Annotated in this window: 18 protein-coding genes; 15 read left to right on the forward strand and 3 right to left on the reverse strand. The window is 69.6% G+C overall.

From position 1 onward, the window contains the following. Nucleotide 1 precedes the first annotated feature (1 nt). The 4 genes from AB1285_RS03775 to AB1285_RS03790 are packed head-to-tail and all read left to right on the forward strand — an operon-like array spanning nt 2 to nt 5,454. Entirely contained in the window at nt 2–1,702 is a 1,701-nt protein-coding gene (locus AB1285_RS03775) for an ABC transporter ATP-binding protein (RefSeq protein ID WP_370428511.1), read from the forward strand. A 41-nt stretch (nt 1,703–1,743) separates the two neighbouring features. Beyond that, nucleotides 1,744–2,913, forward strand: a complete 1,170-nt coding sequence (locus AB1285_RS03780) for a glycoside hydrolase family 1 protein (RefSeq protein WP_136051661.1) — start codon at nt 1,744–1,746, stop codon at nt 2,911–2,913. A 49-nt stretch (nt 2,914–2,962) separates the two neighbouring features. Then, nucleotides 2,963–4,540, forward strand: coding sequence for a methionine--tRNA ligase (gene metG / locus AB1285_RS03785; protein WP_187661996.1), 1,578 nt, complete (start codon nt 2,963–2,965; stop codon nt 4,538–4,540). Between the two features lie 17 nt (nt 4,541–4,557). Beyond that, the gene (locus AB1285_RS03790) at nt 4,558–5,454 is read left to right on the forward strand and encodes a TatD family hydrolase (protein ID WP_370428445.1); all 897 of its coding nucleotides are present in this window, start codon (nt 4,558–4,560) and stop codon (nt 5,452–5,454) included. Here AB1285_RS03790 and AB1285_RS03795 read toward each other — a convergent pair. Next, nucleotides 5,433–6,719, reverse strand: a complete 1,287-nt coding sequence (locus AB1285_RS03795) for an MFS transporter (RefSeq protein ID WP_370428446.1) — start codon at nt 6,717–6,719, stop codon at nt 5,433–5,435. The two genes, AB1285_RS03790 and AB1285_RS03795, sit on opposite strands and share 22 nt — an antisense overlap. 97 nt (nt 6,720–6,816) lie before the next feature. Between AB1285_RS03795 and rsmA the strand changes: the two genes are divergently transcribed. From rsmA to AB1285_RS03830, 7 genes are all read left to right on the forward strand, one after another. Next, nucleotides 6,817–7,686 (forward strand): 16S rRNA (adenine(1518)-N(6)/adenine(1519)-N(6))-dimethyltransferase RsmA, encoded by an 870-nt coding sequence (rsmA, locus tag AB1285_RS03800; RefSeq protein ID WP_259951500.1) that lies wholly within the window; start codon nt 6,817–6,819, stop codon nt 7,684–7,686. A gap of 9 nt (nt 7,687–7,695) precedes the next feature. Beyond that, the gene (gene mgrA, locus AB1285_RS03805) at nt 7,696–8,763 is read left to right on the forward strand and encodes an L-glyceraldehyde 3-phosphate reductase (RefSeq protein WP_187661993.1); all 1,068 of its coding nucleotides are present in this window, start codon (nt 7,696–7,698) and stop codon (nt 8,761–8,763) included. A 7-nt stretch (nt 8,764–8,770) separates the two neighbouring features. After that, entirely contained in the window at nt 8,771–9,703 is a 933-nt protein-coding gene (locus AB1285_RS03810) for a 4-(cytidine 5'-diphospho)-2-C-methyl-D-erythritol kinase (RefSeq protein WP_370428447.1), read from the forward strand. 118 nt (nt 9,704–9,821) lie between these two features. Continuing rightward, nucleotides 9,822–10,835, forward strand: a complete 1,014-nt coding sequence (locus AB1285_RS03815) for a LacI family DNA-binding transcriptional regulator (RefSeq protein ID WP_187661980.1) — start codon at nt 9,822–9,824, stop codon at nt 10,833–10,835. Nucleotides 10,836–10,967: 132 nt separating this feature from the next. Next, a complete protein-coding gene (mmsA, locus tag AB1285_RS03820; protein WP_268776886.1) occupies nt 10,968–12,509 on the forward strand; it encodes a multiple monosaccharide ABC transporter ATP-binding protein in 1,542 nt (513 codons plus the stop codon). Continuing rightward, complete coding sequence (mmsB, locus tag AB1285_RS03825; RefSeq protein WP_187661979.1) at nt 12,506–13,873, forward strand: multiple monosaccharide ABC transporter permease; 1,368 nt, start codon at nt 12,506–12,508, stop codon at nt 13,871–13,873. The genes mmsA and mmsB overlap by 4 nt, the downstream gene beginning before the upstream one ends. 62 nt (nt 13,874–13,935) lie before the next feature. Further along, complete coding sequence (locus AB1285_RS03830) at nt 13,936–15,057, forward strand: substrate-binding domain-containing protein (protein WP_187661978.1); 1,122 nt, start codon at nt 13,936–13,938, stop codon at nt 15,055–15,057. A gap of 108 nt (nt 15,058–15,165) precedes the next feature. Here AB1285_RS03830 and AB1285_RS03835 read toward each other — a convergent pair whose 3' ends face one another. Further along, nucleotides 15,166–16,374, reverse strand: a complete 1,209-nt coding sequence (locus AB1285_RS03835) for a Cmx/CmrA family chloramphenicol efflux MFS transporter (RefSeq protein WP_370428448.1) — start codon at nt 16,372–16,374, stop codon at nt 15,166–15,168. A gap of 184 nt (nt 16,375–16,558) precedes the next feature. Next, nucleotides 16,559–17,899 (reverse strand): HNH endonuclease signature motif containing protein, encoded by a 1,341-nt coding sequence (locus AB1285_RS03840; RefSeq protein ID WP_370428449.1) that lies wholly within the window; start codon nt 17,897–17,899, stop codon nt 16,559–16,561. A gap of 102 nt (nt 17,900–18,001) precedes the next feature. Here AB1285_RS03840 and AB1285_RS03845 point away from each other — a divergent pair, with 102 nt between their 5' ends. The 4 genes from AB1285_RS03845 to AB1285_RS03860 all read left to right on the forward strand — a co-directional run bounded on the left by AB1285_RS03845 (nt 18,002) and on the right by AB1285_RS03860 (nt 23,511). Then, the gene (locus AB1285_RS03845; RefSeq protein WP_429977420.1) at nt 18,002–18,766 is read left to right on the forward strand and encodes an alpha/beta fold hydrolase; all 765 of its coding nucleotides are present in this window, start codon (nt 18,002–18,004) and stop codon (nt 18,764–18,766) included. 42 nt (nt 18,767–18,808) lie between these two features. Then, nucleotides 18,809–20,686 (forward strand): ABC-F family ATP-binding cassette domain-containing protein, encoded by a 1,878-nt coding sequence (locus AB1285_RS03850; protein ID WP_370428451.1) that lies wholly within the window; start codon nt 18,809–18,811, stop codon nt 20,684–20,686. A gap of 39 nt (nt 20,687–20,725) precedes the next feature. Next, a complete protein-coding gene (locus tag AB1285_RS03855) occupies nt 20,726–22,504 on the forward strand; it encodes a Na+/H+ antiporter (RefSeq protein ID WP_259951516.1) in 1,779 nt (592 codons plus the stop codon). Between the two features lie 101 nt (nt 22,505–22,605). Beyond that, a complete protein-coding gene (locus AB1285_RS03860) occupies nt 22,606–23,511 on the forward strand; it encodes a MetQ/NlpA family ABC transporter substrate-binding protein (protein WP_370428452.1) in 906 nt (301 codons plus the stop codon). The last annotated feature ends 20 nt before the right edge of the window (nt 23,512–23,531 follow it).

Genomic DNA, 23,531 nt, shown 5'->3' on the forward strand with positions numbered 1-23,531 from the left:
CATGGAGCACGACGACATCCTCCTCGACGTCCAGTCGCTGTCCGTGGAGTACGCCTCCCCGGGGCAGGTGCCGGTGCCGGCCGTGCACGACGTGTCGTTCGCGCTCCGGCGCGGCGAGTTCGTCGGGCTCGTCGGCGAGTCCGGGTCGGGCAAGTCCACGCTCGGCTTCGCGCTCACGCGGCTGCAGAAGCCGCCGGCGCGCATCAGCGGCGGACGCATCCTCTTCGACGGCCGCGACATCCGCGAGCTCGACGCCGAGGAGCTGCGGCGTCAGCGGCAGGGCGGCTTCGCGATGGTGCTGCAGTCCGGCATGAATGCGTTGAACCCCGTGCGGACCGTGGGCAACCACTTCCGCGACATCTTCGCCGCGCACGGCCATGTGCCCGCGGAGCAGCGCGAGGCCAGGGCGCGGGAGCTGGTCGGCAAGGTGGGGCTGAAGCCGGAGGTGCTCGACCGGTACCCGGGGGAGCTCTCCGGCGGGATGCGGCAGCGCGCCTCGATCGCCCTCGCCCTCTCGCTCGAACCCCAGCTGATGGTGTTCGACGAGCCCACCACCGCGCTCGACGTGCTCGTCCAGCACGCGGTCATGGACACGATCCGGGAGCTGCAGCGGTCCGAGCGGTTCACGGCGATCCTCATCAGTCATGACCTCGGCATCGTCCTCGAGGCGACCGACCGGGTGATGGTCATGCACGAGGGCCGCATCGTGGAGGATGCCTCCAGCCAGGACATCCTGCACCGTCCGCAGGACGAGTACACCCGGATGCTGCTGAGCCACTACGCCGACCCGCGCGCCGAGAAGATCGAGATCCCCGGGTTCGTCGATCTCGGCACCCGTCGCCGGGAGGGGCGCAGCCGTACGGACGTCACCGAGACCCTGCCGACGGTGTCGCCGCGCGCCGCCCGCCGCGCCGACGCTGCGATCGTGGTGGAGGGCGTCTCGAAGCGCTATCCGGCTCCGCGACGCGGACAGGATCCCGTCGTCGCGGTCGACGACGTGTCGTTCCGGCTGGAACCGGGGGAGGCTCTCGCTCTCGTGGGCGCGTCGGGTTCGGGCAAGTCGACGATCGCGAAGATGCTCACCGGGGTCGAGAAGCCGACCTCCGGCAGCATCCGCTTCGGCGATACCGACGTCGCGTCACTGAAGCGCCGAGGCCTCCGCGACCTCCGCAAGGACGTGCAGATGGTGTTCCAGGATCCGTACGCGGCCCTGAACCCGCTGCACACCGTCGAGTACGCGCTGACCCGTCCGGTCGTGAACTATACGAGGCTGCGCGGGGCGGAGGCCAGGGCCCGTGTGCTCGAGCTGCTGGAGACGGTGGGTCTGACGCCCGTCGAGCAGTTCGCCGCCAAGCTGCCGCACCAGCTCTCCGGCGGGCAGCGGCAGCGCGTCGTGATCGCCAGGGCGCTCGCGAGCGACCCGCAGGTGCTGATCGCGGACGAGCCGGTGTCGATGCTCGACGTGTCGCTCCGCGCCGGCGTGCTCGCGCTGCTGGAGGACCTCCGCGAACGGTGGGGCATCAGCATGCTCTACATCACGCACGATCTGCTGAGCGCGCGTCTGGTCACCGAGAACATCCTCGTGCTCAACAGCGGCCGCGTCGTCGAGCGGGGCGAGACCTCCCAGGTGCTGCAGCATCCGGAGGACCCGTACACGGTCGAACTGCTCGACGCCGTGCCGAACCCCGCCCGCGCCCGCTGACGCGCGCCGAACGACTGCAAGAAAGAGAGAGGAGCGCATCCGTGCTCGCATTCCCCGACGGCTTCCTCTGGGGCGCCGCAACGGCCGCCCACCAGGTGGAGGGCAACAACACCACGAGCAACTGGTGGGCGATGGAACACGCGCCGGACTCGACCATGGTCGAGCCCTCCGGTGACGCCGCCGACCACTTCCACCGGTATCCGGAGGACATGCGGCTGCTCGCCGAGGCGGGGCTGAACTCCTATCGCTTCTCGGTCGAGTGGGCGCGGATCGAGCCGGAGCGCGGGTTCGTCTCCCGGGCGATGCTCGACCACTACCGCCGCATGATCGACACCGCGCGGGAGAACGGTCTGGACCCGACGGTCACCCTCATGCACTTCACGGTGCCGCAGTGGTTCCAGAAGGACGGCTTCTGGCGTGCGGACGACGCGGTGGACCTGTTCTCCCGCTACGTCGAGACGGTGCTGCCGATCCTCGACGGGGTGCGCTACGTGTGCACGATCAACGAACCGAACATCGCGGCGATGCTCGCCGGGGGAGAGGACGCGGCGAACCTCGTCGCCTACGGCCTCCCGAACCCCGACCTCGGCGTCGCGGACACCCTGCTGACGGCCCACCGGCGCGCGTCCGAGATCCTGCACACGGTGCCCGGGGTGCAGGCGGGGTGGACGATCGCCACCCAGGCGTTCCACTCTACAGGCGAGCCCGGCGCGGACGAGATGCTCGCGACGTACGGCGACCCGCGTGACCACTGGTACCTGGAGCAGTCCGCCGGCGACGACTTCGTGGGCGTGCAGGCCTACACGCGCACGTTCATCGGTCCGGAGGGTCCGCTGCCGGTGTCGCCGGATGTGGAGACGACACTCACGGGCTGGGAGTTCTTCCCCGAGGCCCTCGAGCTGGGCGTGCGCAGCGCGTGGGAGCGCAGCGGCGGCGTGCCCGTGCTCGTCACGGAGAACGGCATCGCCACGGCCGACGACACCCGGCGCATCGCCTACACGCAGGGGGCGCTGGAGGGGCTGCACCGCGCCATCAGCGACGGCATCGAGGTCCGCGCCTACCAGCACTGGAGCGCGCTGGACAACTACGAATGGGCGAGCGGATTCCGGCCGACGTTCGGTCTCATCGGCTTCGACCACGAGACCTTCGAGCGGTTCCCGAAGCCCTCGCTGGCCTGGCTCGGCGAGGTCGCCCGCCGCAATGGGCTCTGACGAGCCGCACGGCGTAACCACGGGCATGGGGGCACCTAGAATTGTCCCCATGCCCGCTGGCGACTCCTTCTACATCACCACGCCCATCTACTACCCCTCCGATGTGCCGCACATCGGCCACGGGTACACGACGGTGGCCGTCGACACCCTCGCGCGGTGGCACCGTCAGGCGGGGGACGACACATGGATGCTCACGGGCACGGACGAGCACGGTCAGAAGATGCTGCGGGCCGCGGCGGCGAACGGCGTCACCCCGCAGGAATGGGTCGACAAGCTCGTCAGCGAGAGCTGGTTCCCGCTGCTGAAGACCCTCGACGTCGCGAACGACGACTTCATCCGCACCACTCAGGAGCGGCATGAGGCGAACGTGCAGACGTTCTTCCAGCGCCTGTACGACCGCGGGTACATCTACGCGGGAGAGTACGAGGCGCTCTACTGTGTGGGCTGCGAGGAGTTCAAGCCGGAATCGGAGATCGTCGACGGCACGGGTCCGTTCGAGGGGCTGAAGGTCTGCGCGATCCACTCGAAGCCGCTCGAGCTGCTGCAGGAGAAGAACTACTTCTTCAAGCTCAGCGAGTTCCAGGACCGCCTGCTCGAGCTCTACAAGACCGAGCCCGACTTCGTGCGGCCCGACTCGGCGCGCAACGAGGTCGTCTCGTTCGTGAGCCAGGGCCTCAAGGACCTCTCGATCTCCCGCTCGACCTTCGACTGGGGCATCCCGCTGCCGTGGGACGAGTCGCACGTCATCTACGTGTGGGTCGACGCGCTGCTCAACTACGCCACGGCCGTCGGCTACGGCTCCGACGAGGAGACCTTCGAGCGCCGCTGGCCCGCCTACCACGTGGTCGGCAAGGACATCCTGCGCTTCCACGCCGTGATCTGGCCCGCGCTGCTGATGGCGGCGGGGCTCGACGTCCCGAAGGGCGTGTTCGCGCACGGCTGGCTGCTCGTGGGCGGCGAGAAGATGTCGAAGTCGAAGCTCACGGGTATCGCGCCGACCGAGATCACCGACGTCTTCGGCTCCGACGCGTACCGCTTCTACTTCCTGTCCGCGATCGCGTTCGGTCAGGACGGCTCCTTCTCCTGGGAGGACCTCTCCGCCCGGTACCAGGCCGAGCTCGCGAACGGCTTCGGCAACCTCGCCTCGCGCACGACCGCGATGATCGAGAAGTACTTCGAGGGCATCGTGCCGCCGGCGGCCGCGTACACCGAGGCGGATCTCGCGATCCAGAAGATCGTGGCGGACGCCGCGACGAAGGCGGACGCCGCGATCGGCCAGTTCCGCATCGACGAGGCCATCTCCGCGATCTGGACCATCGTCGACGCGCTCAACGGGTACATCACCGAGAACGAGCCGTGGGCGCTCGCCCGCGACGAGGACCAGCGCGAGCGTCTGGGCACCGTGCTCTACACGTGCGCCGAGGGGCTGCGCGCGCTCGCCGTGCTGCTGTCGCCGGTGATGCCGCAGTCCACCGAGAAGCTGTGGATCGCCCTCGGCGCCGCGGAGACCCTCGGCCGCCTGCAGGACCAGCCGATCCGCGAGGCCGGCGCCTGGGGCGTGCTGAAGCCGGGCACGAGCGTCAACGGCCTCGCGCCGCTGTTCCCGCGCGTGGAGTCCACGGCCTGACATCCGGGCAGGACACCATGGCGGAGACCTACGTGCGCGAGCGCTCGGGCGACGGGCGCAAGGATCGGACCTACCCGGCGGCCCCGGAACCCCTCGCCGTGCCCGTCTACGACAATCACGCGCACCTCGAGATCGCCGATGGCCCTTCGACAGGCTCAGGGACCCAGGGGCTTTCCCTCAAAGCCCAGCTCGACCGGGCCGAGGCCGTCGGCGTCATCGGGGTCGTGCAGGCGTCCGGAGACATCGAGTCGTCCCGCTGGGCGGTCGAGGCCGCCCACTCCGATCCGCGCGTCCTCGCCGCGGTCGCCATCCACCCGAACGACGCCCCGACGTACGCGGAGGAGGGCCGTCTCGACGAGGCGCTCGCCGTGATCGACGAGCTCGCCGCGCACCCGCGCACGCGCGCGATCGGCGAGACCGGGCTCGACTTCTTCCGCACCGAGCCGGAGCGCCGCGCTCCGCAGTTCGCCTCCTTCGAGGCGCACATCGCGCTCGCGAAGAAGCACGGCATCGCGATGCAGATCCACGACCGGGATGCGCACGAGGCCGTGCTCGAGACGCTGACGCGGGTCGGCGCTCCCGAGCGCACCGTGTTCCACTGCTTCTCGGGGGACGAGGCGATGGCGCGGGTCTGCGCCGATGCCGGGTACTACCTCTCGTTCGCCGGGAACGTGACGTTCAAGAACGCGCAGAACCTGCGGGACGCCCTCACGGTCACGCCGCTCGACCGCCTCCTCGTCGAGACGGACGCCCCGTTCCTCACGCCGGTCCCGCTGCGGGGCCGCCCGAACGCGCCGTACCTCGTGCCGCTCACGGTGCGATTCCTGGCCGCGGAGCTCGGCCTGGACGTGGACGATCTCTCCGCGCAGCTCGCCGAGAACACCCTCCGGGTCTACGGCTCGTTCGCCGACTGACCCTCCGGCTCGACGTCCTCCGGCCCCGTCTCAGCGACCGGCTTCGCGCTGACGATGTGCGAGATGGGCTTCCACACCAGCAGCAGGGTGATCGCCGCCCCGCCGAACGCGAACCACCACGGTGCCGTCAGGCCCCAGGTCTGCGCGATGACGCCGCCGAGGGCCTGGCCGACGATCATGCCGCCGAAGACGCCGACCATGTTGACCGAGGCGACGCGCCCCTGCAGGGACGCGGGGACGAGCCGCTGCCGGACGGTCGTGGAGATCGTGCCCCACACGAAGGCGTACGCGCCGAAGAAGAACATGATGACGAGGGCGACCGTGCCCGTGGTGGTCAGCGCGAAGGCGAGGTGCATGAGCACTTCGAGCGAGAGCACGATGCGCATCAGAGTCGCGAAGGACACGTGCCGCTCCAGCCAGCCGAAGCTCAGCGTCGCGACGATGCCGCCCGCCGCGGACGCCGTGGTGAGGGCGCCGTAGCCCACGGGCCCCATCTGCAGGTGCTCGGTGGCGTAGAGCACGAGCACGCCCCACGGTGCGGCCCAGGTCACGTTGAAGACGAGGATGATGAGCACGAGCATCCGCACCGGCGGGTTGCGCCACAGCCAGCGCAGCCCCTCCGCGATGTCGGTGTGCACCGGCGGGTGGGTCTCGGTCTCCCGTGGCGGGACGGGGGTGCGCGCCATCCGGGAGATCAGGACGATCGCGAGCGTCACGCACAGGACTTCGACGAGGAACGGCCACGCGCTCCCGGCGGCGAAGAGGAAGGCGCCCAGCGGCGGTCCGGCGAACTGGTTCGCCACGAGATATCCCGCCTGCAGCCGTGCGTTGCCGATGCCGAGGTCAGCCGGCTTCACGAGCATCGGCAGCAACGTGCTCCCCGCGGTGTCGACGAAGACCTCCGCGGTGCCGTAGAGGAACGCGACGGCCAACACGATCCCGATGTTCGCCGTTCCCGTCATGAGGAACACGCAGAGGGCGGCGAGCACGACGGCGCGCACGGCGTTGGCGGTCATCACCAGGCGGCGCCGATCGAAGCGGTCGGCGATCGCCCCGGCGTGCAGGCCGAAGAGCAGCCACGGCAGGAACTGCAGGATGGCACCGGAGGCCACGAGGATCGGCGACGACGTCATCGAAGCGATGAGCAGGGGAGCGGCGGCCAGCGCCACGCCGTCTCCGATGTTGCTCGTCCACGACGACGCGAGCAGCCAGCGGAAGTCCCTGCCCAGGCGCCGCGGAGCGATCAGTTCACCGAGGGAGGGCACCCCCGAAGGATAGCGATGATCACGGACACTGCCGAGGAACTCACCCAGGAACCCACCCAGGATCCGGGCACGGCTCGTCATCCGGGAGAATGGATCCATGACCGTCACGTTGCTCGGGGCCACCGAGATCCGCCGTCTGGCCGCCGAGCTCGATGTCACCCCCACCAAGAAGCTCGGGCAGAACTTCGTCGTCGACGCGAACACCGTCCGCAAGATCGTCCAGGCCGCCCGCGTGCAGCAGGGGGAGCGGGTGGTGGAGGTCGGACCGGGGCTCGGGTCCCTGACCCTGGCGATCCTCGAGGCGGGGGCCGCGGTCACCGCCGTGGAGATCGACCACCGCCTGGCCGCCCGCCTGCCGCAGACCGCGGCCGAGCACGGCGTGCCGGAGGGGATGCTGACGGTGGTCGACGCGGACGCCCTCCGCGTGACGGAGCTGCCGGGCGAGCCCACCGTCCTCGTCGCGAACCTGCCGTACAACGTGTCGGTGCCGGTCCTGCTGCACTTCCTGGAGACCTTCCCGTACCTGCAGCGGGGCGTCGTGATGGTGCAGGCCGAGGTGGCCGAGCGCCTGGCCGCGATGCCCGGATCGAAGATCTACGGCTCGCCGAGCGTCAAGGCCGCCTGGTACGGCGAGTGGAAGCTCACCGGGAACGTCTCCCGGCAGGTCTTCTGGCCGGTGCCGAACGTGGACAGCCTCCTCGTCGGCTTCGACCGCTCCGAGGGGGAGCGCGGACCGGTGGAGGAGCGCCGACGCACCTTCGCGATCGTCGATGCGGCCTTCAACCAGCGCCGCAAGATGCTGCGGCAGGCCCTCTCCGGGATCTTCGGCAGCTCCGCCGCGGCGATCGAGGTGCTGACCGCCGCCGGCGTCGCCCCGACGGCCCGCGGGGAGGACCTCACGGTCGACGACTACCAGCGGATCGCCCAGCACGCAACGGCGATCGAGGGTTCCGGCGTCAGCGGCTAATCTGGCACGGTGACCGACTCCCCCCGCTTCCGCCCCGATGTCCCCGAGCTGCACCGTCCGTACGCCGCCGACGAGGGCCGCTACGGACGGTTCGCCTACCGTCAGGTCGGCTCCTCCGGCCTGTACCTCCCCCCGATCTCGCTCGGGCTCTGGTGGAACTTCGGCGACAACATCCCACTCGACAACCAGCGGGCGCTCCTGCGCCACGCGTTCGATCACGGGATCACGCACTTCGACCTGGCGAACAACTACGGCCCGCCGTACGGCTCCGCCGAGAAGAACTTCGGTCGCATCTTCGCGGAGGACCTGCGTCCGTACCGCGACGAGCTGATCATCTCGTCGAAGGCCGGCTGGGACATGTGGCCCGGCCCGTACGGCGACTACGCGAGCCGGAAGTACATCCTCGCGAGCGCGGAGCAGTCCCTCACGCGCATGGGGCTGGACTACGTCGACATCTTCTACTCGCACCGCGTCGACCCGGTCACCCCGATCGCCGAGACGGTCGGTGCTCTCGACACCCTGGTCCGCCAGGGCAAGGCGCTGTATGTCGGCATCTCCTCCTACAGCGCCGAGCGCACGGCCGAGGCCGTCGCCGTGGCGAAGGAGCTGGGGACGCCGCTCGTCATCCACCAGCCCGCGTACTCGATCCTCAACCGCTGGATCGAGGACGGCCTCACGCAGACCCTCGAGGAGTCGGGCCTCGGCGCCATCGCCTTCACCCCGCTCGCCCAGGGGCTGCTCACCGACAAGTACCTCGGTGACGGCACCGCCGAGCGCGCGCAGCAGCGCGGTTCGCTGCCGAAGGGCAAACTGACCGATGACGCCGTCCAGACGCTCCGCGCGCTGAACGAGGTCGCCCAGGGCCGGGGACAGTCGCTCGCACAGCTCGCCCTGCAGTGGACGCTGCGTACCCCGGTCGTCGCCTCGGCTCTCATCGGAGCGTCCCGCACGGAGCAGCTCGACGAGAACCTCGCGGCCCTGGACGGCCCCGCCTTCACCGACGAGGAACTCCGCCGCATCGACGAGCTCGCCGGCGCCATCGACGTCAACCTGTGGGCGACCTCGTCGGACCTGTGATCCGCTCATGAGCCTCGCCGCGTCCTCCCGGTCCGTGCACGTGCGCGCGCCGGGGAAGATCAACGTCTACCTCGGGGTCGGCGGACGCCATGACGACGGCTATCACGCCCTCGCAACGGTCTTCCAGGCGGTGTCGCTCTACGAGGACGTGATCGCCAGGGAGGCCGACGACTTCTCCCTCACGGTGTCAGGCGTGGAGGACGACGGCTCGGTTCCGCTCGACGACCGGAACCTCGCGATGCGCGCGGCCAAGCTGCTGGCCATGGCGACCGATCATCCGGGCGGGGTGGCGCTGCGGATCCGCAAGAGCGTCCCCGTCGCGGGCGGCATGGGCGGCGGTTCCGCGGACGCGGCAGCCGCGCTGGTCGCGTGCGATGCCCTCTGGGGCACGGGACTCTCGGCTGCACGGCTGCACGATCTGGCCGCGCGGCTCGGCGCCGACGTGCCGTTCGCGCTGCACGGCGGCACCGCCGTCGGCACCGGCCGCGGCGATCAGCTGAATCCGGCCCTCGCCCGCGGCCGCTTCGATTGGCTGCTGGTGACCAGCGACGAGGGACTGTCCACCCCCGCCGTGTACACCCGGCTCGATGAGCTGCGCGAGGAGGAGGGCGCGCTCGCCGACGACCCGCCGCTCTCGCTCGACGTGCCGATCCCGGTGCTGCAGGCGCTGCGGACCGGAGATGCCTGGCAGCTCGCGGACGCGCTCCACAACGATCTCCAGGCGGCCGCGCTCGACCTGCGACCGGATCTCGCGCAGACCATCGAACGCGGGGTCGCGGCCGGTGCGCTGCACGGCCTCGTCTCGGGATCGGGGCCGACCGTGGCGCTGCTCTGCGCGGATCCCGAGTCCGCGCAGGCGGTGCAGACGGCTCTCCGCGAAGGCGGCCTCGATCCACTGCACGTGCACGGCGCCGTCCCCGGAGCCCGCATCCTCGGTTGAGCCTTCCCGATCCGCCGTGTCCGGGACACGAGGGGTGTGCGCGCGGTCGAGGTGCATCCAGGGATCATGGCAGACATAATGAAGTAGTCATGTGACCGTGCACACGCGAGGAGGCTGGATGTCCACCTCCTCCGAGCGTGCCCGCATGCCCAGCATCCGCGACGTCGCCCGCCTCGCCGGCGTCTCCCACCAGACGGTGTCCCGGGTGCTCAACGACCACCCCAGCATCCGCCCGGAGACCAAGGCGAAGGTCCTCGACGCGATCGCCGTCCTCGACTACCGCCCCAACCTCGCCGCCCGCGCGCTCGTGACGAGCAAGTCGAACATGCTCGGCATCCTCTCCGCGACGATCGGCGAGTTCGGACCGACGTCGTCCATCGCCGGCATCGAGGACGCGGCGCGGGAGGAGGGGTACTCCGTCTCCACGCTCAATCTCCCCGCGACCACGCCGGAGGCGATCGGCAACGCCGTGCGCCAGCTCGAGCGCGAGCAGGTCGACGGCATCGTGGTGCTCGCGCCGCAGGTGCGCGTCTTCCATGTCCTGCGCGGCATGAACGTCACGATGCCGTTCGTGACCCTGCAGACGGCCTCGGGATCGGACGGTGTGAGCCTCTCGGCTGACCAGGTGGCGGGGGCGAAGGCGGCCACGGAGCACCTGATCGCTCTGGGCCACAGCGACATCCTCCATCTCGCCGGCCCGCAGGACTGGATCGAGGCCGAGTCCCGGATGCGCGGGTACCTCGATGCGCTCCGCGACGCCGACCTTTCCACGTTCCCACCGATCCGCGGCGACTGGACGGCCGACTTCGGCTACTTCGCCGGCAAGGAGCTCTCGCTGCGGCGCGACTTCACGGCGGTGTTCGCGGCGAACGACCTCATGGCGATCGGGCTGCTCCACGGCTTCCGCGATGCCGGGCTGCGCGTGCCGCACGACGTGAGCGTGATCGGCTTCGACGACATCCCGGTCGCGGCGCACGTGGCGCCGACGCTCAGCACGGTGCATCAGGACTTCCCCGAGCTCGGCCGACGCGCCGTGCGCATCCTCCTCGCCGAGATCCGCGGCGAGAAGCCCCCCGCGTTCGGCCCTCTGCAGACCCTTCTGCGGGCACGCGAATCCGCTGCATCACGGTAGCGACACGAAAACACGCCGCGGACTTGACACCGCTCCCGCGGAAGACGACGATATACCGATGTGAACGGTCACATCGAAGGTGACCGCACGTCGCGAGGAAGATCCGTGAGCACCACAGCAACGTTGCCGACCGTGTCAGGCCCGATCCTGGAGATGCGCCGCATCACCAAGGAGTTCCCGGGAGTCAAGGCGCTCGCCGACGTCTCGATCACCGTCCGCGCCGGTGAGATCCATGCGATCTGCGGCGAGAACGGCGCCGGGAAGTCGACGCTGATGAAGGTCCTCTCGGGGGTGTACCCCTACGGGACCTACGACGGCGAGATCCTCCTGTACGGCCAGGAGCAGCGCTTCAAGGACATCGCTGCCAGCGAGCAGGCCGGCATCGTCATCATCCACCAGGAGCTCGCGCTCATCCCGGAGCTCTCGGTCACCGAGAACATCTTCCTCGGCAACGAGATCCGCCGCTTCGGGCGCATCGACTGGCAGGCGCAGAAGGAGCGCACGATCGAGCTCCTCGCCCGCGTGGGGCTGGATGAGGACCCTGACGTCCCGATCAAGACGCTCGGCGTCGGCAAGCAGCAGCTCATCGAGATCGCCAAGGCGCTCAACAAGGACGTCAAGCTGCTCATCCTCGACGAGCCGACCGCGGCGCTCAACGAGAACGACTCGCAGCACCTCCTCGACCTGATCCTCGGGCTCAAGGCCAAGGGCATCGCGTCGATCATGATCAGTCACAAGCTCAACGAGATCGAGCAGATCGCCGACGAGATCACGATCATCCGCGACGGCCGTACGGTCGAGACGCTCGACATCTCCCGCGGCGAGATCAACGAGGACCGCATCATCCGCGGCATGGTCGGCCGGTCGCTGGAGAGTCGCTACCCGGACCGCACGCCGGAGATCGGCGAGGTGTTCTTCGAGGTCAAGGACTGGTGGGTCCAGCATCCGACCGTGCCGGAGCGCATGGTCGTGAAGGGGTCGAGCATCAACGTCCGTCGTGGCGAGGTCGTCGGCATCGCCGGGCTCATGGGGGCCGGCCGCACCGAGCTGGCGATGAGCATCTTCGGCCGCTCCTACGGCACGTTCCTCTCCGGCACGATCGTGAAGGACGGACAGGAGATCGAGCTCCCCGACGTCGCCGCCGCCATCAAGCACGGGCTCGCCTACGTGAGCGAGGACCGCAAGGTGCTGGGCCTCAACCTCCTCGACACCATCAAGCGGTCCATCGTCGCGGCGAAGCTCTCCAAGATCGCGCACCACGGCGTCGTCGACTCCCGCGAGGAGTTCTCGGTGGCGGAGCGGTACCGCAAGGCGCTGCGCATCAAGACCCCGTCGGTGGAGGAGGGCGTCGGCAAGCTGTCCGGCGGCAACCAGCAGAAGGTCGTCCTGGCGAAGTGGATGTTCACCGACCCCGACCTGCTGATCCTCGACGAGCCCACCCGCGGTATCGACGTCGGCGCCAAGTACGAGATCTACGCGATCATCAACGAGCTCGCCGCGCAGGGCAAGGGCGTGATCGTCATCTCCAGCGAGCTGCCCGAGCTGCTCGGCATCTCCGACCGCATCTACACCGTGTTCGAAGGCCGGGTCACCGACTGCATCCCGGCCGACCAGGCGACCCCCGAAGACCTCATGCGCAGCATGACCTCCGCGACCCAGAAAGCAACCGCATGACCACCGACTCGACCACCGCGAAGCGCGGCTTCCACTTCAAGGACATCACGAAGATGTTCGGGGGAGGGCAGTCGACCCTCCGTCAGTTCGGCATCCTCGGCAGCCTCGTCGTCATCCTCGTCGTCTTCCAGGTGCTGACGTGGATCTTCAAGGGCACCGGACTGACGCTGTCCTCCGGGAACCTCATCAACGTCGTCAACCAGTACTCGTACATCCTGATCCTGGCGATCGGCATGGTGATGGTCATCATCATGGGGCACATCGACCTCTCGGTCGGATCGGTCGCCGCGTTCACGGGCATCGTCGTGGCGAAGGCCATGCAGGACTGGAACCTCCCCTGGCCGCTGGGCATCCTCCTCGGTCTCGGTGTCGGCGTGCTCGTCGGTGCCTGGCAGGGGTTCTGGGTCGCCTACGTCGGGGTGCCGGCGTTCATCGTGACGCTGGCCGGCATGCTGTTCTTCCGCGGTGCGAACCAGGCGGTGGGTGACTCTCAGTCCGTGCCCGTGCCAGAGGGCTTCAAGATCATCGGTGCCGGCTACCTGCCGGAGATCGCCCTGCCCCTGCCGTTCAACATCCCGACCATGCTGCTGGCGCTCGCCGGTGTCGCATGGATCGTGTTCTGGGAGATCCGCACCCGGCGCATCCAGCGCAAGATGGGCTCCGACATGGCGCCCATCTGGGTGAGCGTGACGAAGGTCGTCCTCATCTCGGCCGTCATCCTCATCGCCGGCTGGCTGTTCGCCACGGGGCGCGAGGGCACGAGCTTCCCGATCTCGGGCGTCATCCTCCTCGCCCTCGTCATCCTCTACTCGTTCATCACGAACAACACCGTTTTCGGCCGCCACATCTACGCGGTCGGCGGCAACCGCCAGGCCGCGCGCCTCTCGGGCGTGAAGGACCGTTGGGTGGACTTCTTCGTGATGATGAACATGTCGGTCCTGGCCTCGCTCGCCGGCATGATCTACGTCGCGAGGGCGACCGCCTCGGGCCCGCAGGACGGCAACGGCTGGGAGCTCGACGCGATCGCCTCCGTCTTCATCGGCGGCGCGGCCGTCTCCGGCGGCATCGGCACGGTGATCGGGTCGATCATCGGTGGTCTGGTGATGGCGTTCCTGAACAACGGCCTCGCGCTGCTCGGCGCCGGTGCTGACGTGGTCTCGATGATCAAGGGCCTCGTGCTGCTGTTCGCCGTCGGCGTCGACGTGTGGAACAAGCAGCAGGGTCGTCCGTCGATCACCGGCTTCCTCACGCGCCGTCTCGGCCGCAAGCAGGACCCGGCCACCGACACGTTCGATCCCACGAAGACCAACTACCCCACCAGTCAGAAGTACGAAGCCCCCGCCGTCGAGGAGACGCGCGGATAGTAAGGGCCACGTCGCGCAACGCAGGCGCGGCGGGACCTGCACACACCAGAGAAAGAGATCACATGAAGAAGATCCTTCTGTCGGCGACAGCGCTTGTCGTCGCGGGCGCATTCGCCCTCACCGGCTGCTCCTCGGAGCGCGGCGGTGGGGACTCGGGTTCGGGGTCGGGCGAGGAGACCGCCTCGGGCTTCGACGCCGGCTCCACGATCGGTGTCGCTCTGCCCGACAAGACCTCGGAGAACTGGGTCCTGGCCGGTCAGCTGTTCACCGACGGCCTGGAGAAGGCCGGTTTCAAGGCGGACGTGCAGTACGCGCCCGCCAGCAACACGGTCGCCGAGCAGCAGAACCAGATCCAGGCGATGGTCACCGGTGGCGCCAAGGTCATCATCATCGGTGCCAAGGACGGCAAGCAGCTCACCACGCAGGTGGAGGCCGCCCGCGACGCGGGTGTCGCGGTCATCGCCTACGACCGTCTCATCGAGAACACCGACGCCGTGGACTACTACGTCGCCTTCGACAACTTCGAGGTCGGCAAGCTCCAGGGCCAGGCGCTGCTCGACGGCCTCGCCGAGCGCGCGGGACACGAGGCGCCGTACAACATCGAGCTGTTCTCGGGCTCGCCGGACGACGCCAACTCGGCGGTGTTCTTCAACGGGGCGATGGAGGTGCTGCAGCCGAAGATCGACGACGGCACGCTGAACGTCGTCTCCGGGCAGACCGAGATCTCCCAGACGGCGACCGAGGGCTGGAAGCCGGAGAACGCACAGCGTCGCATGGACTCGATCCTCACGTCGAGCTACGGCTCGGAGACGCTCGACGGCGTCCTGTCCCCGAACGACACCCTCGCCCGCGCCATCATCACCTCGGCGCAGCAGGCAGGCAAGCCCGTCCCGGTGGTAACCGGTCAGGACTCCGAGGTCGAGTCGGTGAAGTCGATCATGGAGGGCGTGCAGTACTCCACGATCAACAAGGACACCACGCTGCTCGTGGAGCAGGCCATCAAGATGGTCGGTCAGCTCCAGAAGGGCGACGAGGTCGACGTCAACGACACCGACCAGTACGACAACGGCAAGAAGGTCGTCCCGGCCTACCTGCTCCCGCCGGTCATCGTGACCAAGGAGAACGCGGCCGAGGCGTACGCCAACGTTCCGAGCCTCCTCGAGATCGTGAAGTCGTACGAGTAAGCAGAAGCGAGACCGTCCTCGTTCCCCGCGAACGTCGGGCACGACGAGCCGTCCGGACCTTCGGGTCCGGGCGGCTCGTCGCCGTTGTCAGGGCTCAGCCTCGTGGCGTCAGCTGCCGGAGTGCCTTCTTCGCGTGATCAGGGCAAGAAGGAGGGCACAGGCCGACAGGGTCACGGCGACCGCGACGGGGGAGAGCGGACCGGCTCCGCTGGCGAGCGTCCAGCCGCCCCAGGCCGGACCGATCACGGCACCGAGGTTCAGGGCGGCGGTCGCGTAGGACCCTCCCATCGTCGGGGCGGCGGAGGCGGCGTACAGGACGCGGGTGATCAAGGTGCTTCCCACGCCGAACGAGGCCATGCCCTGCACGAAGACGAGAACCAGCAGCGCGACCGGCTGATCCGCGACCGTCGCCAGGACGATCCAGCCGCCCAGGAGCAGCGGTCCACCGACGGCGAGCAACGCGCCCGAGTGCCGATCAGCGTATCGACCGGCGATCGTCACGCCGAGGAACGAGCCGAGACCGAACAAGACGAGCGCGACGGAGACCACAGCGTCGGGCAGACCGGCGATCTCGGTGACGATCGGCGCCAGGAACGTGAAGACCGCGAAGGTCCCCGCGTTCACCAGCGCCGCCAGGATCATCGCGAGGGCGAGCGGCGGTGTCACCAGGAGGGCGATTTCGGCGCGCAGGGACGGTGCCTTCCTGGCGGGCGGCGCCGGGGCCGGGGCTGCTCCGGATGTCGACCGGGGCTGCCCATGCGTCGCGCCCCGGATCGTCGTCGGCACTCCACGGAGGATCCCGAGGAGCGCGGGGAGACAGAGCAGCGCGACGGCGGCGAAGGTGGCCCGCCAGCTCAATGCGCTGCCGAGCACCGCCCCCGCAGGGACGCCGACGATGGTGGCGATGGTCGTCCCCGAGAGCACAACCGCGAGGGCGCGTCCCGTGCGTTCGCGGGGGACGAGGAGAGTCACCGTACGCAGCGCGACGGCGAGGAACCCCGCGTTCGCGAGGGCGCCGAGCACGCGCATGACGAGGAGGAGCTCGAAGGCAGACGTCACCGCGCCGACGACATGGCACGCGGCGAAGAGCGCCAGGCAGACGATGAGCGTGCGACGCGGCGGCCACTCACGCGCGAACGCGGCCATGGCGGGCGCGCCCACGACCATGCCGACGGCGAAGGCCGAGGTGAGGAGACCGGCCGTGCCGACCGGGACGTGGAGGTCGTCCGCGATCGCGGGGAGGAGTCCAGCGAGCATGAACTCCGAGGTGCCCATGACGAAGACCGCCAGGGCGAGGGCATAGAGGGGGAAAGGCATCGAGTGCTCCGAGGTGAGAGGGAAGAGGAGGGCTTCTCGTCACCACGGTCAGCGCCCGGGTCACCGGCGCGCGCCCGCCGACAGGGCGGACGAAGGGATCAGCGGTTCACGGGGCTGACGGTGTGACCGGCAGCCCCCGACCTGTCTGATTCGGGGCTCGACATGCCCTCCACCCTAGGGCTGCTCAGTGAGCCGGCGCGATCACGGGCGAAGACCACGGGGGATCCTCGGCGAAGGTCACGGTGTGCGGAGGCGGCGGTCGGTCGATGTAGCTCCGGCCGGTGGGGCTCGTCCACTCCAGAACGCCGCCCGGCCCCTGCTCGACGTGCCACGGAGAGTGGTGTTTGAGCATGTGATGTCGTCGACAGAAGGTCGCGAGGTTGTCGTGCACGGTCTCGCCGCCGAGCGCCGCATCGTGATTGTGATCGAGGTCGCACTTCCGCGGCGCGAGGCCGCAGCCGGGGAAGCGGCAGCGTTGATCGCGGGCCCGCAGGTGCCGGCGGAGGTCTTCGCTCGGCCGGTACCGGTCGACGGCCAGCAGCGCCCCGCTGATCGGGTGAGTGAGCACCCGGTCCCATCCGCTCGCCGCGCCGGCCAGTCGGCGGGCCGTGGCCGGATCGATCGGGATCACCCCGTCGAGCTCGGCGGCGAGGATCGGAGTGCCGCCCGTGGTCCCTTCCTGCTCGCCGTGCATCAGGGTCAGCACCGGCACGGTGACCTCGACGCGCGCTCGAAGTTCCGAGAGCAGTCCTTCTTCCGAGTCATGTCCCGCCGGAGCGCCCGTCAGGACGAGGTCGGCGAGCAGGTCCGCGCGCAGCTGATCCACGGTCCTGTCGTCGGGGATGCTCTCCTCCGCCTCCCGACGGTGTGCTCGCGCGTTCTCCTCCCGCACGGCATGCGCCATCTGGGAGAGCCGGTCGAACATGCCGTGCACGAGGGCCGCAGGGCCGCGCGCACCGAGTTCGGCCATGCCATCCTCGAGGTCGGTCACCCAGACGCGGCGCAGCTCCCTGGCGTCGCGGTGTCGCTCGACGAGCGTCCGCTCCTGGAGCCGGTCGGCCAGTCGGCGCACGAGCCGGCGTATCCGGTTCGGAGACTCCGCAGCGGCCACCTCGATCGCCTCCGTCGCGAAACACGAACGGTCGTCCGGGTCATCGAGATGAGCGCCCGCCTCCACGATCAGCCGCGCGTGCGCGGCGCTGATCCGTCCGGCGCCCTGGGCCTCCCAGACGGTGGGGAACCGCTCGACCAGCCAGGACGCCTCGGACATCCGCCGTTCGATCGTGCGGTCGCTGACGCGCTGTGCGGCCCCGATCTCCGCGGCGACCGTGCGGATCGCCATGTCGCCGCCGTCCGGATGACGCGCCTGCCGAGCGATGTCGACCGCAAGCCGCCCCGCCATCGCCAGGAGACCATCCCGCGCGGCCTGCATGCTGCTCAGCGTCTTCTCGGCCGCTTCCAGCCCCTCCACCAGATCGGCGAGCATCGCCATCTGGGAGTCGGTCGCGTCGAGCAGTGCGGGCATGACGTCAGTCCATCACCGACCACTGACATTCGAACGAAGGTTCGAAGGAATCTGGCCGAAAGTCGTATCACGAAAGGATAACGACCGTGGTTGACTGGCTCCGTGCTCCTGAACGTCATCGAAGCCGGGGAGGGCGACCGCGTCGCCGTGCTGCTGCACGGCATGATGGGGTCCGCCGAGAGCTGGCACCGCGTGGTCCCGCTGCTCGTGGAACGCGGCTTCCGCGTGCTGGCGCTCGATCTGCCCGGCCACGGCCTCTCGCCGCGTGATCCGGAGCTCACGATCGAGACGGCCGCCGACGCCGTCGTCGCCACGCTCGCGCAGACGGCGCTCCTTCCGGGGGCAGGTTCCGCAGCGGGGGACGGGGCCGCCTCCACCCTCGCCGTCGCCGTGGGGCACTCCTTCGGCGCCACCGTGCTCGCCGCCGCCGCGCCGCGCCTCGACCCGGGCCTCGCCGTCTACGTCGACGCGCCGCTCGCCCTCCAGGGCGGCCAGGATCGCGCCGCCCTCGTGTCGCAGTACGAACATGACCGCCGCGCGCGCATGTCGCCCGCCGAACTCCGCAAGCTCCGGCCCTTCTACTCCGTCGACGACGCCGCGGTCGAGGCGCGAGCGGCCGAGCGCTTCGATCCGCCGACCGCGGCCTCCGTCTCCTGCGGGGAGGACGGTCATTGGACCGCCGCACCCGGCTCCATCGTCGTCCGCGCAGAACCCAGTGCCTGGGTCACCGACGAGGACGCGCGCCGGTTCGAGCACGGCGGCGTGACCGTGCGCAGCATCCCCGGGGCCGCCCACACCGTCTGGTACAGCCACTTCGAGGTCTTCACCGCCGCGCTGCCCGAGCTCTTCGCCCCGTCACTGGTCTGATCGGGCGACCGCCCGACGCGGCGCGACTACCCTGGAGAGGACATGGCACATCTTCTCGGGGCCGAAGCCCTGCACCTCGAATACCCGACCCGCGTCGTCTTCGACGCCGTGACCCTCGGCATCGAGGAGGGCGACCGCATCGGCATCGTCGGCCGCAACGGCGACGGCAAGTCGAGTCTCCTGGCCATGCTCGCCGGCCGGAAGGAACCGGACTCCGGCCGGGTGACCGTCCGGGGCGGCACCCGCATCGGCGTGCTGGACCAGGCCGACACCCTCCCCGACGACATCACGATCGGCGCCGCCGTCGTCGGCGACATGGCCGAGCACGAATGGGCCGGAGACGCCCGCGTCCGCGACGTGATCGAGGGGCTGCTGACGGATCTGCCGTGGGACGCGCAGATCGGCTCCCTCTCCGGCGGGCAGCGCCGCCGTGTGTCCCTCGCGAAACTGCTCACGGGCGACTGGGACGTCATCGCGCTCGATGAGCCGACGAACCACCTCGACGTCGAGGCGATCACGTGGCTCGCCGGGCACCTCAAGAAGCGCTGGCCCGCGAACGCCGGAGCCCTCCTCGTCGTGACCCACGACCGGTGGTTCCTCGACGAGATCTGCACCGAGACGTGGGAGGTGCACGACCGCATCGTCGAGCCCTTCGAGGGCGGCTACGCGGCCTACATCCTGCAGCGGGTCGAGCGCGACCGCATGGCGGCGGCGACAGAGGCGAAGCGGCAGAACCTCGCCCGCAAGGAGCTCGCCTGGCTGCGCCGCGGTGCCCCGGCCCGCACCAGCAAGCCGAAGTTCCGCATCGACGCCGCCAACGAGCTCATCGCCGACGTGCCCGAGATCCGCGACAAGGTCTCGCTGCAGTCGCTCGCCGTCTCGCGGCTGGGCAAGGACGTCGTCGACCTCCTCGATGTGGGGGTGACGTACCCTTCGACAAGCTCAGGGACCCAGGGAGGCTCAGGGACCCAGGGAGGCTCAGGGACCCAGGGAGGCTCAGGGGGCGGGAAGACCGTACTGAAGGACGTCGAGTGGCGGATCGCTCCGGGCGAGCGCACGGGCATCCTCGGGGTGAACGGCGCCGGGAAGTCCACCCTCCTCGGGCTCATCTCCGGCACGGTCGAGCCCACCGAGGGGCGGATCAAGCGCGGGAAGACCGTGCAGGTCCGTACGCTCACGCAACGCCTCGACGAACTCCTGCCGCACTGGAACGACCCCGTGCGCGTGGTCATCTCGGGTCTGCGCACCTCGTACACGCTCGGCGCCGGGTCGAAGGCGCAGGACCTCACGCCCGGACAGCTCCTGGAGCGACTCGGGTTCTCCTCCGCCCAGCTCTCGACGCCGGTGAAGGATCTCTCCGGTGGCCAGCAGCGTCGGTTGCAGCTGCTGCTGGTGCTGCTCGACCAGCCGAACGTGCTCATCCTCGACGAGCCCACGAACGACATGGACACCGACATGCTCGCCGCGATCGAGGACCTCCTCGACTCCTGGTCGGGCACGCTCCTCGTCGTGAGCCACGACCGGTACTTCCTGGAGCGGGTGACGGATCAGCAGTACGCGATCCTTCCCGGTCCGGACGGCGCGGGGCGCCTGCGGCATCTCCCGGGCGGCGTCGACGAGTACCTGCGCCTGCGGCAGCGCGTCGAGAGCGCCCCGGCGACCTCGACGGCGGCAGCGGCCCCCGCAACGAGCGGTCTCGACGGCGCTGCTCTCCGGGCGGCGCAGAAGGAAGCCGCCGCCCTGGAGCGCCGCATCCAGAAGCTCACGCAGCAGGTCGACACGGCCAAGCACGCCCTCGCCGACCACGACCAGTCCGACTACGAGGGCCTCGGCGAGCGGATGAAGGCGATCTCGGCGCAGGAGGCCGAGATCGAGGAGCTGGAGCTGCGCTGGTTCGAACTCACGGAGCAGATCGGCTGACGGAGGAATATCCTTCTCCCACGACTGTTGGGAGTAGCGATGGAAGGCCTCGAAGTAACCGTCCTGCTCGGACTCACGATCCTCGTCGGAACCCTGATCGCCCCGCGCGTGCGTCTCGCGCTGCCCCTCGTCCTCGTCATCCTCGGTCTGGCGCTGGGATTCATCCCGCCGCTGCGCGAGGTGCAGCTTCCGCCGGAGACCGTGCTGCTGCTGTTCCTGCCGGTGATGCTGTTCTGGGAGAGCCTGACCACGTCGCTGCGGTCGATCCGCCGCGACTTCCGCTACATCGTGCCGATGAGCACCCTTCTCGTCGTCGCCTCCGCGTTCGCGGTGGCCGGCATCGGCGTGCTGTTCGGCATGCCCTGGGAGATCGCGCTCATCCTGGGTGCTGCGGTCGCACCGCCCGATGCCACGGCCGTCGCGGCCCTCGGTCGGCTGCTGCCGCGTCGGATGTTCATGAAGCTCAAGGCCGAGAGCCTGACCAACGACGGCACCGCGCTCGTGCTCTACGCCATCGCCGTGTCCCTCGCGCTGGGCGGCCAGGTCACGCCGCTCTCGGTCACCTGGGACGTTCTGGTGTCGTACGTGGGCGGGATCGCCGCGGGGATCGTGGTCGCGGCCCTGGCCACGCTGCTGCTGCGCCGCATCTCCTCCACCATCGTCATCAACGTCACGCTGCTGCTCGTGCCGTTCTCCGCGTTCCTCATCGCCGAGCTCGTCCACGCGTCGGGCGTGCTCGCCGTGGTCGTCGCCGGACTGATCGTCGCCTGGGTGTCGCCGCGCGTGACGACGGCGGCCTCGCGACGGCAGGCCGACGCGGCCTGGCCGTTCGGCGTCTTCCTCCTGAACGGGGCGCTGTTCGTGCTCATCGGCCTCGAGGTGCAGTTCGTCGCGCACGAGATCTCCGCCGCCGCCATCGGCCGCCTGGTGCTCGTGACGCTCGCCGTGTGGGCGACGCTCTTCGCCGTCCGGTACGTGTTCCAGCTCCTCAACGTGCTGTTCCAGCGTCGCCCGGCCGAACGCCCGCCGCGCGGCGCCCGCTCCCGCGCCCGACTCGTGTCCACGGTCGCCGGCATGCGCGGAGCGGTGTCGCTGGCGATCGCACTGTCGGTGCCGACCGGCGTCTCCGAGGGGAGCGTCGTGGGCGGCCGTGACGAGATCGTCTTCGTCACCGCCGGCGTGATCCTGCTCAGCCTCCTCGTGCAGGCGCCTCTCCTCCCCGCGCTCGTGCGCTGGGCGCGATTCCCGGTCGACCATGCCGAGGACGAGGAGTACGAGCTCGCCGAGCGCGCGATCTCCGGAGCGGCCCTGGCCGCGCTCGACGACCTCGCCGCCGAGCACGGCATCGGCCAGGAGGTGCGCGATCGGGTGCGTGCCGAGGGGTACCAGGCGCTGGAGTTCGCGAACGCCCGGACGCTCGCGCGGGAGCAGGCGCTCATCGACGCCGAGGCCGAGGCGCTGGACGAGATGCTCGGCGAGCCCGATCCCTACGGCACCGGGGGAGATGCGCGCAGCCGCGAGGACGAGGACGCGGGTGACGTCGCGGTGTCGGCCGGGACCGCCCCCGACCCCGAGGCGACCGACGGCACGACGCTGCAGATGATCGCGACCTCCGCCGACGTCGACCTCGCCCAGCGGTCACCGCTCGTGCGACACGAGGAGCACACCCGGCTCAAGCTCGCGCTGCTCGACCGCAAGCGCGAGGTCCTGCTCGGGCTCCGCGGCGCCGGCACCGTGGACGACATGGTGGTCCGCCGGATCTCCGCCCGTCTCGACCTGGAGCAGGTGCGCCTGCAGGGCATCGAAGAGCTCGACTGACCCGATCCCGCACGGCTGTGACGCCGTGTGACATCCCGATTCCGCGACAGCGCGCCCTCCTGCCTAACGTTGTCGAGTCCCGCCAGGAAGGAACCCTCATCATGTCCCGCCGCACAACCTCCGCCCTCGCCGCGCTCGCCGTGGTCCCGCTGTTCGTCGCCCTCGCCGGGTGCGCCACCTCGTCCGACGCGGGCTCCGGCGACGGCGGCTCCGAGGACAAGACCGTCAAGATCGGTGTCGTCGGCGAGAGCGACCCGCAGTGGCCCGCTTTCGTGGACGCGGCGGCCGACGCCGGCATCACCGTCGAACTCGTCGACTTCGGCTCGTACGAGCTGCCCAACCCGGCACTGAGCGAGGGGGAGATCGACCTCAACCAGTTCCAGCACATCGTGTACTTGGCGCAGTACAACGAGGCCTCGGGGGATGACCTCGCGGCGATCGGTTCGACGCAGATCTACCCGCTGGGTCTCTACTCGACGAAGTACGACTCGGTCGAGGACATTCCTGAGGGCGAGACCGTCGCGGTTCCCGACGACGCCTCCAACCAGGCCCGCGCGCTTCTCGTGCTTCAAGCCGCTGGCCTCGTCGAGCTTAAGGACGGCGGCACGGCATTCTCCGATCTCGCAGACGTGGACGAGAGCAAGTCGACGGTCAAGGTCACCGCGCTGGAAGCCGCACTTACTCCGGAGGCTCTGCCCGACGTGGCTGCGGCCGTCATCAACAACGACTTCGTCGAGGATGCGGGCCTCTCGTTCGACGATGCGCTCTTCACCGACGACCCCGAGGACCCCAGCGCGCTCCAGTATGTGAACATCTTCGCGTCTCGCGCCGAGGACGTCGACAATGAGACGTACCTCAAGCTCGTCGAGATCTTCCAGACCGACGAAGCTGTGCAGGAGGGGCTGGCGAAGTCGTCCGGAGGAACCGGTGTCACTCTGCAGACGCCGGCAGATGAGCTGGCCTCGCTGCTGAAGGACGTCCAGAAGGACGTCGCTGCGAACGGTTGATCAGGTTTACCTGAGAGAAT

Source organism: Microbacterium sp. NRRL B-14842 (assembly GCF_050470785.1).

Bases quoted from the DNA above. Each gene is read 5' to 3' on its own strand.
- AB1285_RS03775 (WP_370428511.1), top strand. From the start codon at position 2: ATGGAGCACGACGACATCCTCCTCGACGTCCAGTCGCTGTCCGTGGAG.
- metG (WP_187661996.1), top strand. From the start codon at position 2,963: ATGCCCGCTGGCGACTCCTTCTACATCACCACGCCCATCTACTACCCC.
- AB1285_RS03790 (WP_370428445.1), top strand. From the start codon at position 4,558: ATGGCGGAGACCTACGTGCGCGAGCGCTCGGGCGACGGGCGCAAGGAT.
- rsmA (WP_259951500.1), top strand. From the start codon at position 6,817: ATGACCGTCACGTTGCTCGGGGCCACCGAGATCCGCCGTCTGGCCGCC.
- AB1285_RS03810 (WP_370428447.1), top strand. From the start codon at position 8,771: ATGAGCCTCGCCGCGTCCTCCCGGTCCGTGCACGTGCGCGCGCCGGGG.
- AB1285_RS03815 (WP_187661980.1), top strand. From the start codon at position 9,822: ATGTCCACCTCCTCCGAGCGTGCCCGCATGCCCAGCATCCGCGACGTC.
- mmsB (WP_187661979.1), top strand. From the start codon at position 12,506: ATGACCACCGACTCGACCACCGCGAAGCGCGGCTTCCACTTCAAGGAC.
- AB1285_RS03830 (WP_187661978.1), top strand. From the start codon at position 13,936: ATGAAGAAGATCCTTCTGTCGGCGACAGCGCTTGTCGTCGCGGGCGCA.
- AB1285_RS03835 (WP_370428448.1), bottom strand. From the start codon at position 16,374: ATGCCTTTCCCCCTCTATGCCCTCGCCCTGGCGGTCTTCGTCATGGGC.
- AB1285_RS03840 (WP_370428449.1), bottom strand. From the start codon at position 17,899: ATGCCCGCACTGCTCGACGCGACCGACTCCCAGATGGCGATGCTCGCC.
- AB1285_RS03850 (WP_370428451.1), top strand. From the start codon at position 18,809: ATGGCACATCTTCTCGGGGCCGAAGCCCTGCACCTCGAATACCCGACC.
- AB1285_RS03855 (WP_259951516.1), top strand. From the start codon at position 20,726: ATGGAAGGCCTCGAAGTAACCGTCCTGCTCGGACTCACGATCCTCGTC.
- AB1285_RS03860 (WP_370428452.1), top strand. From the start codon at position 22,606: ATGTCCCGCCGCACAACCTCCGCCCTCGCCGCGCTCGCCGTGGTCCCG.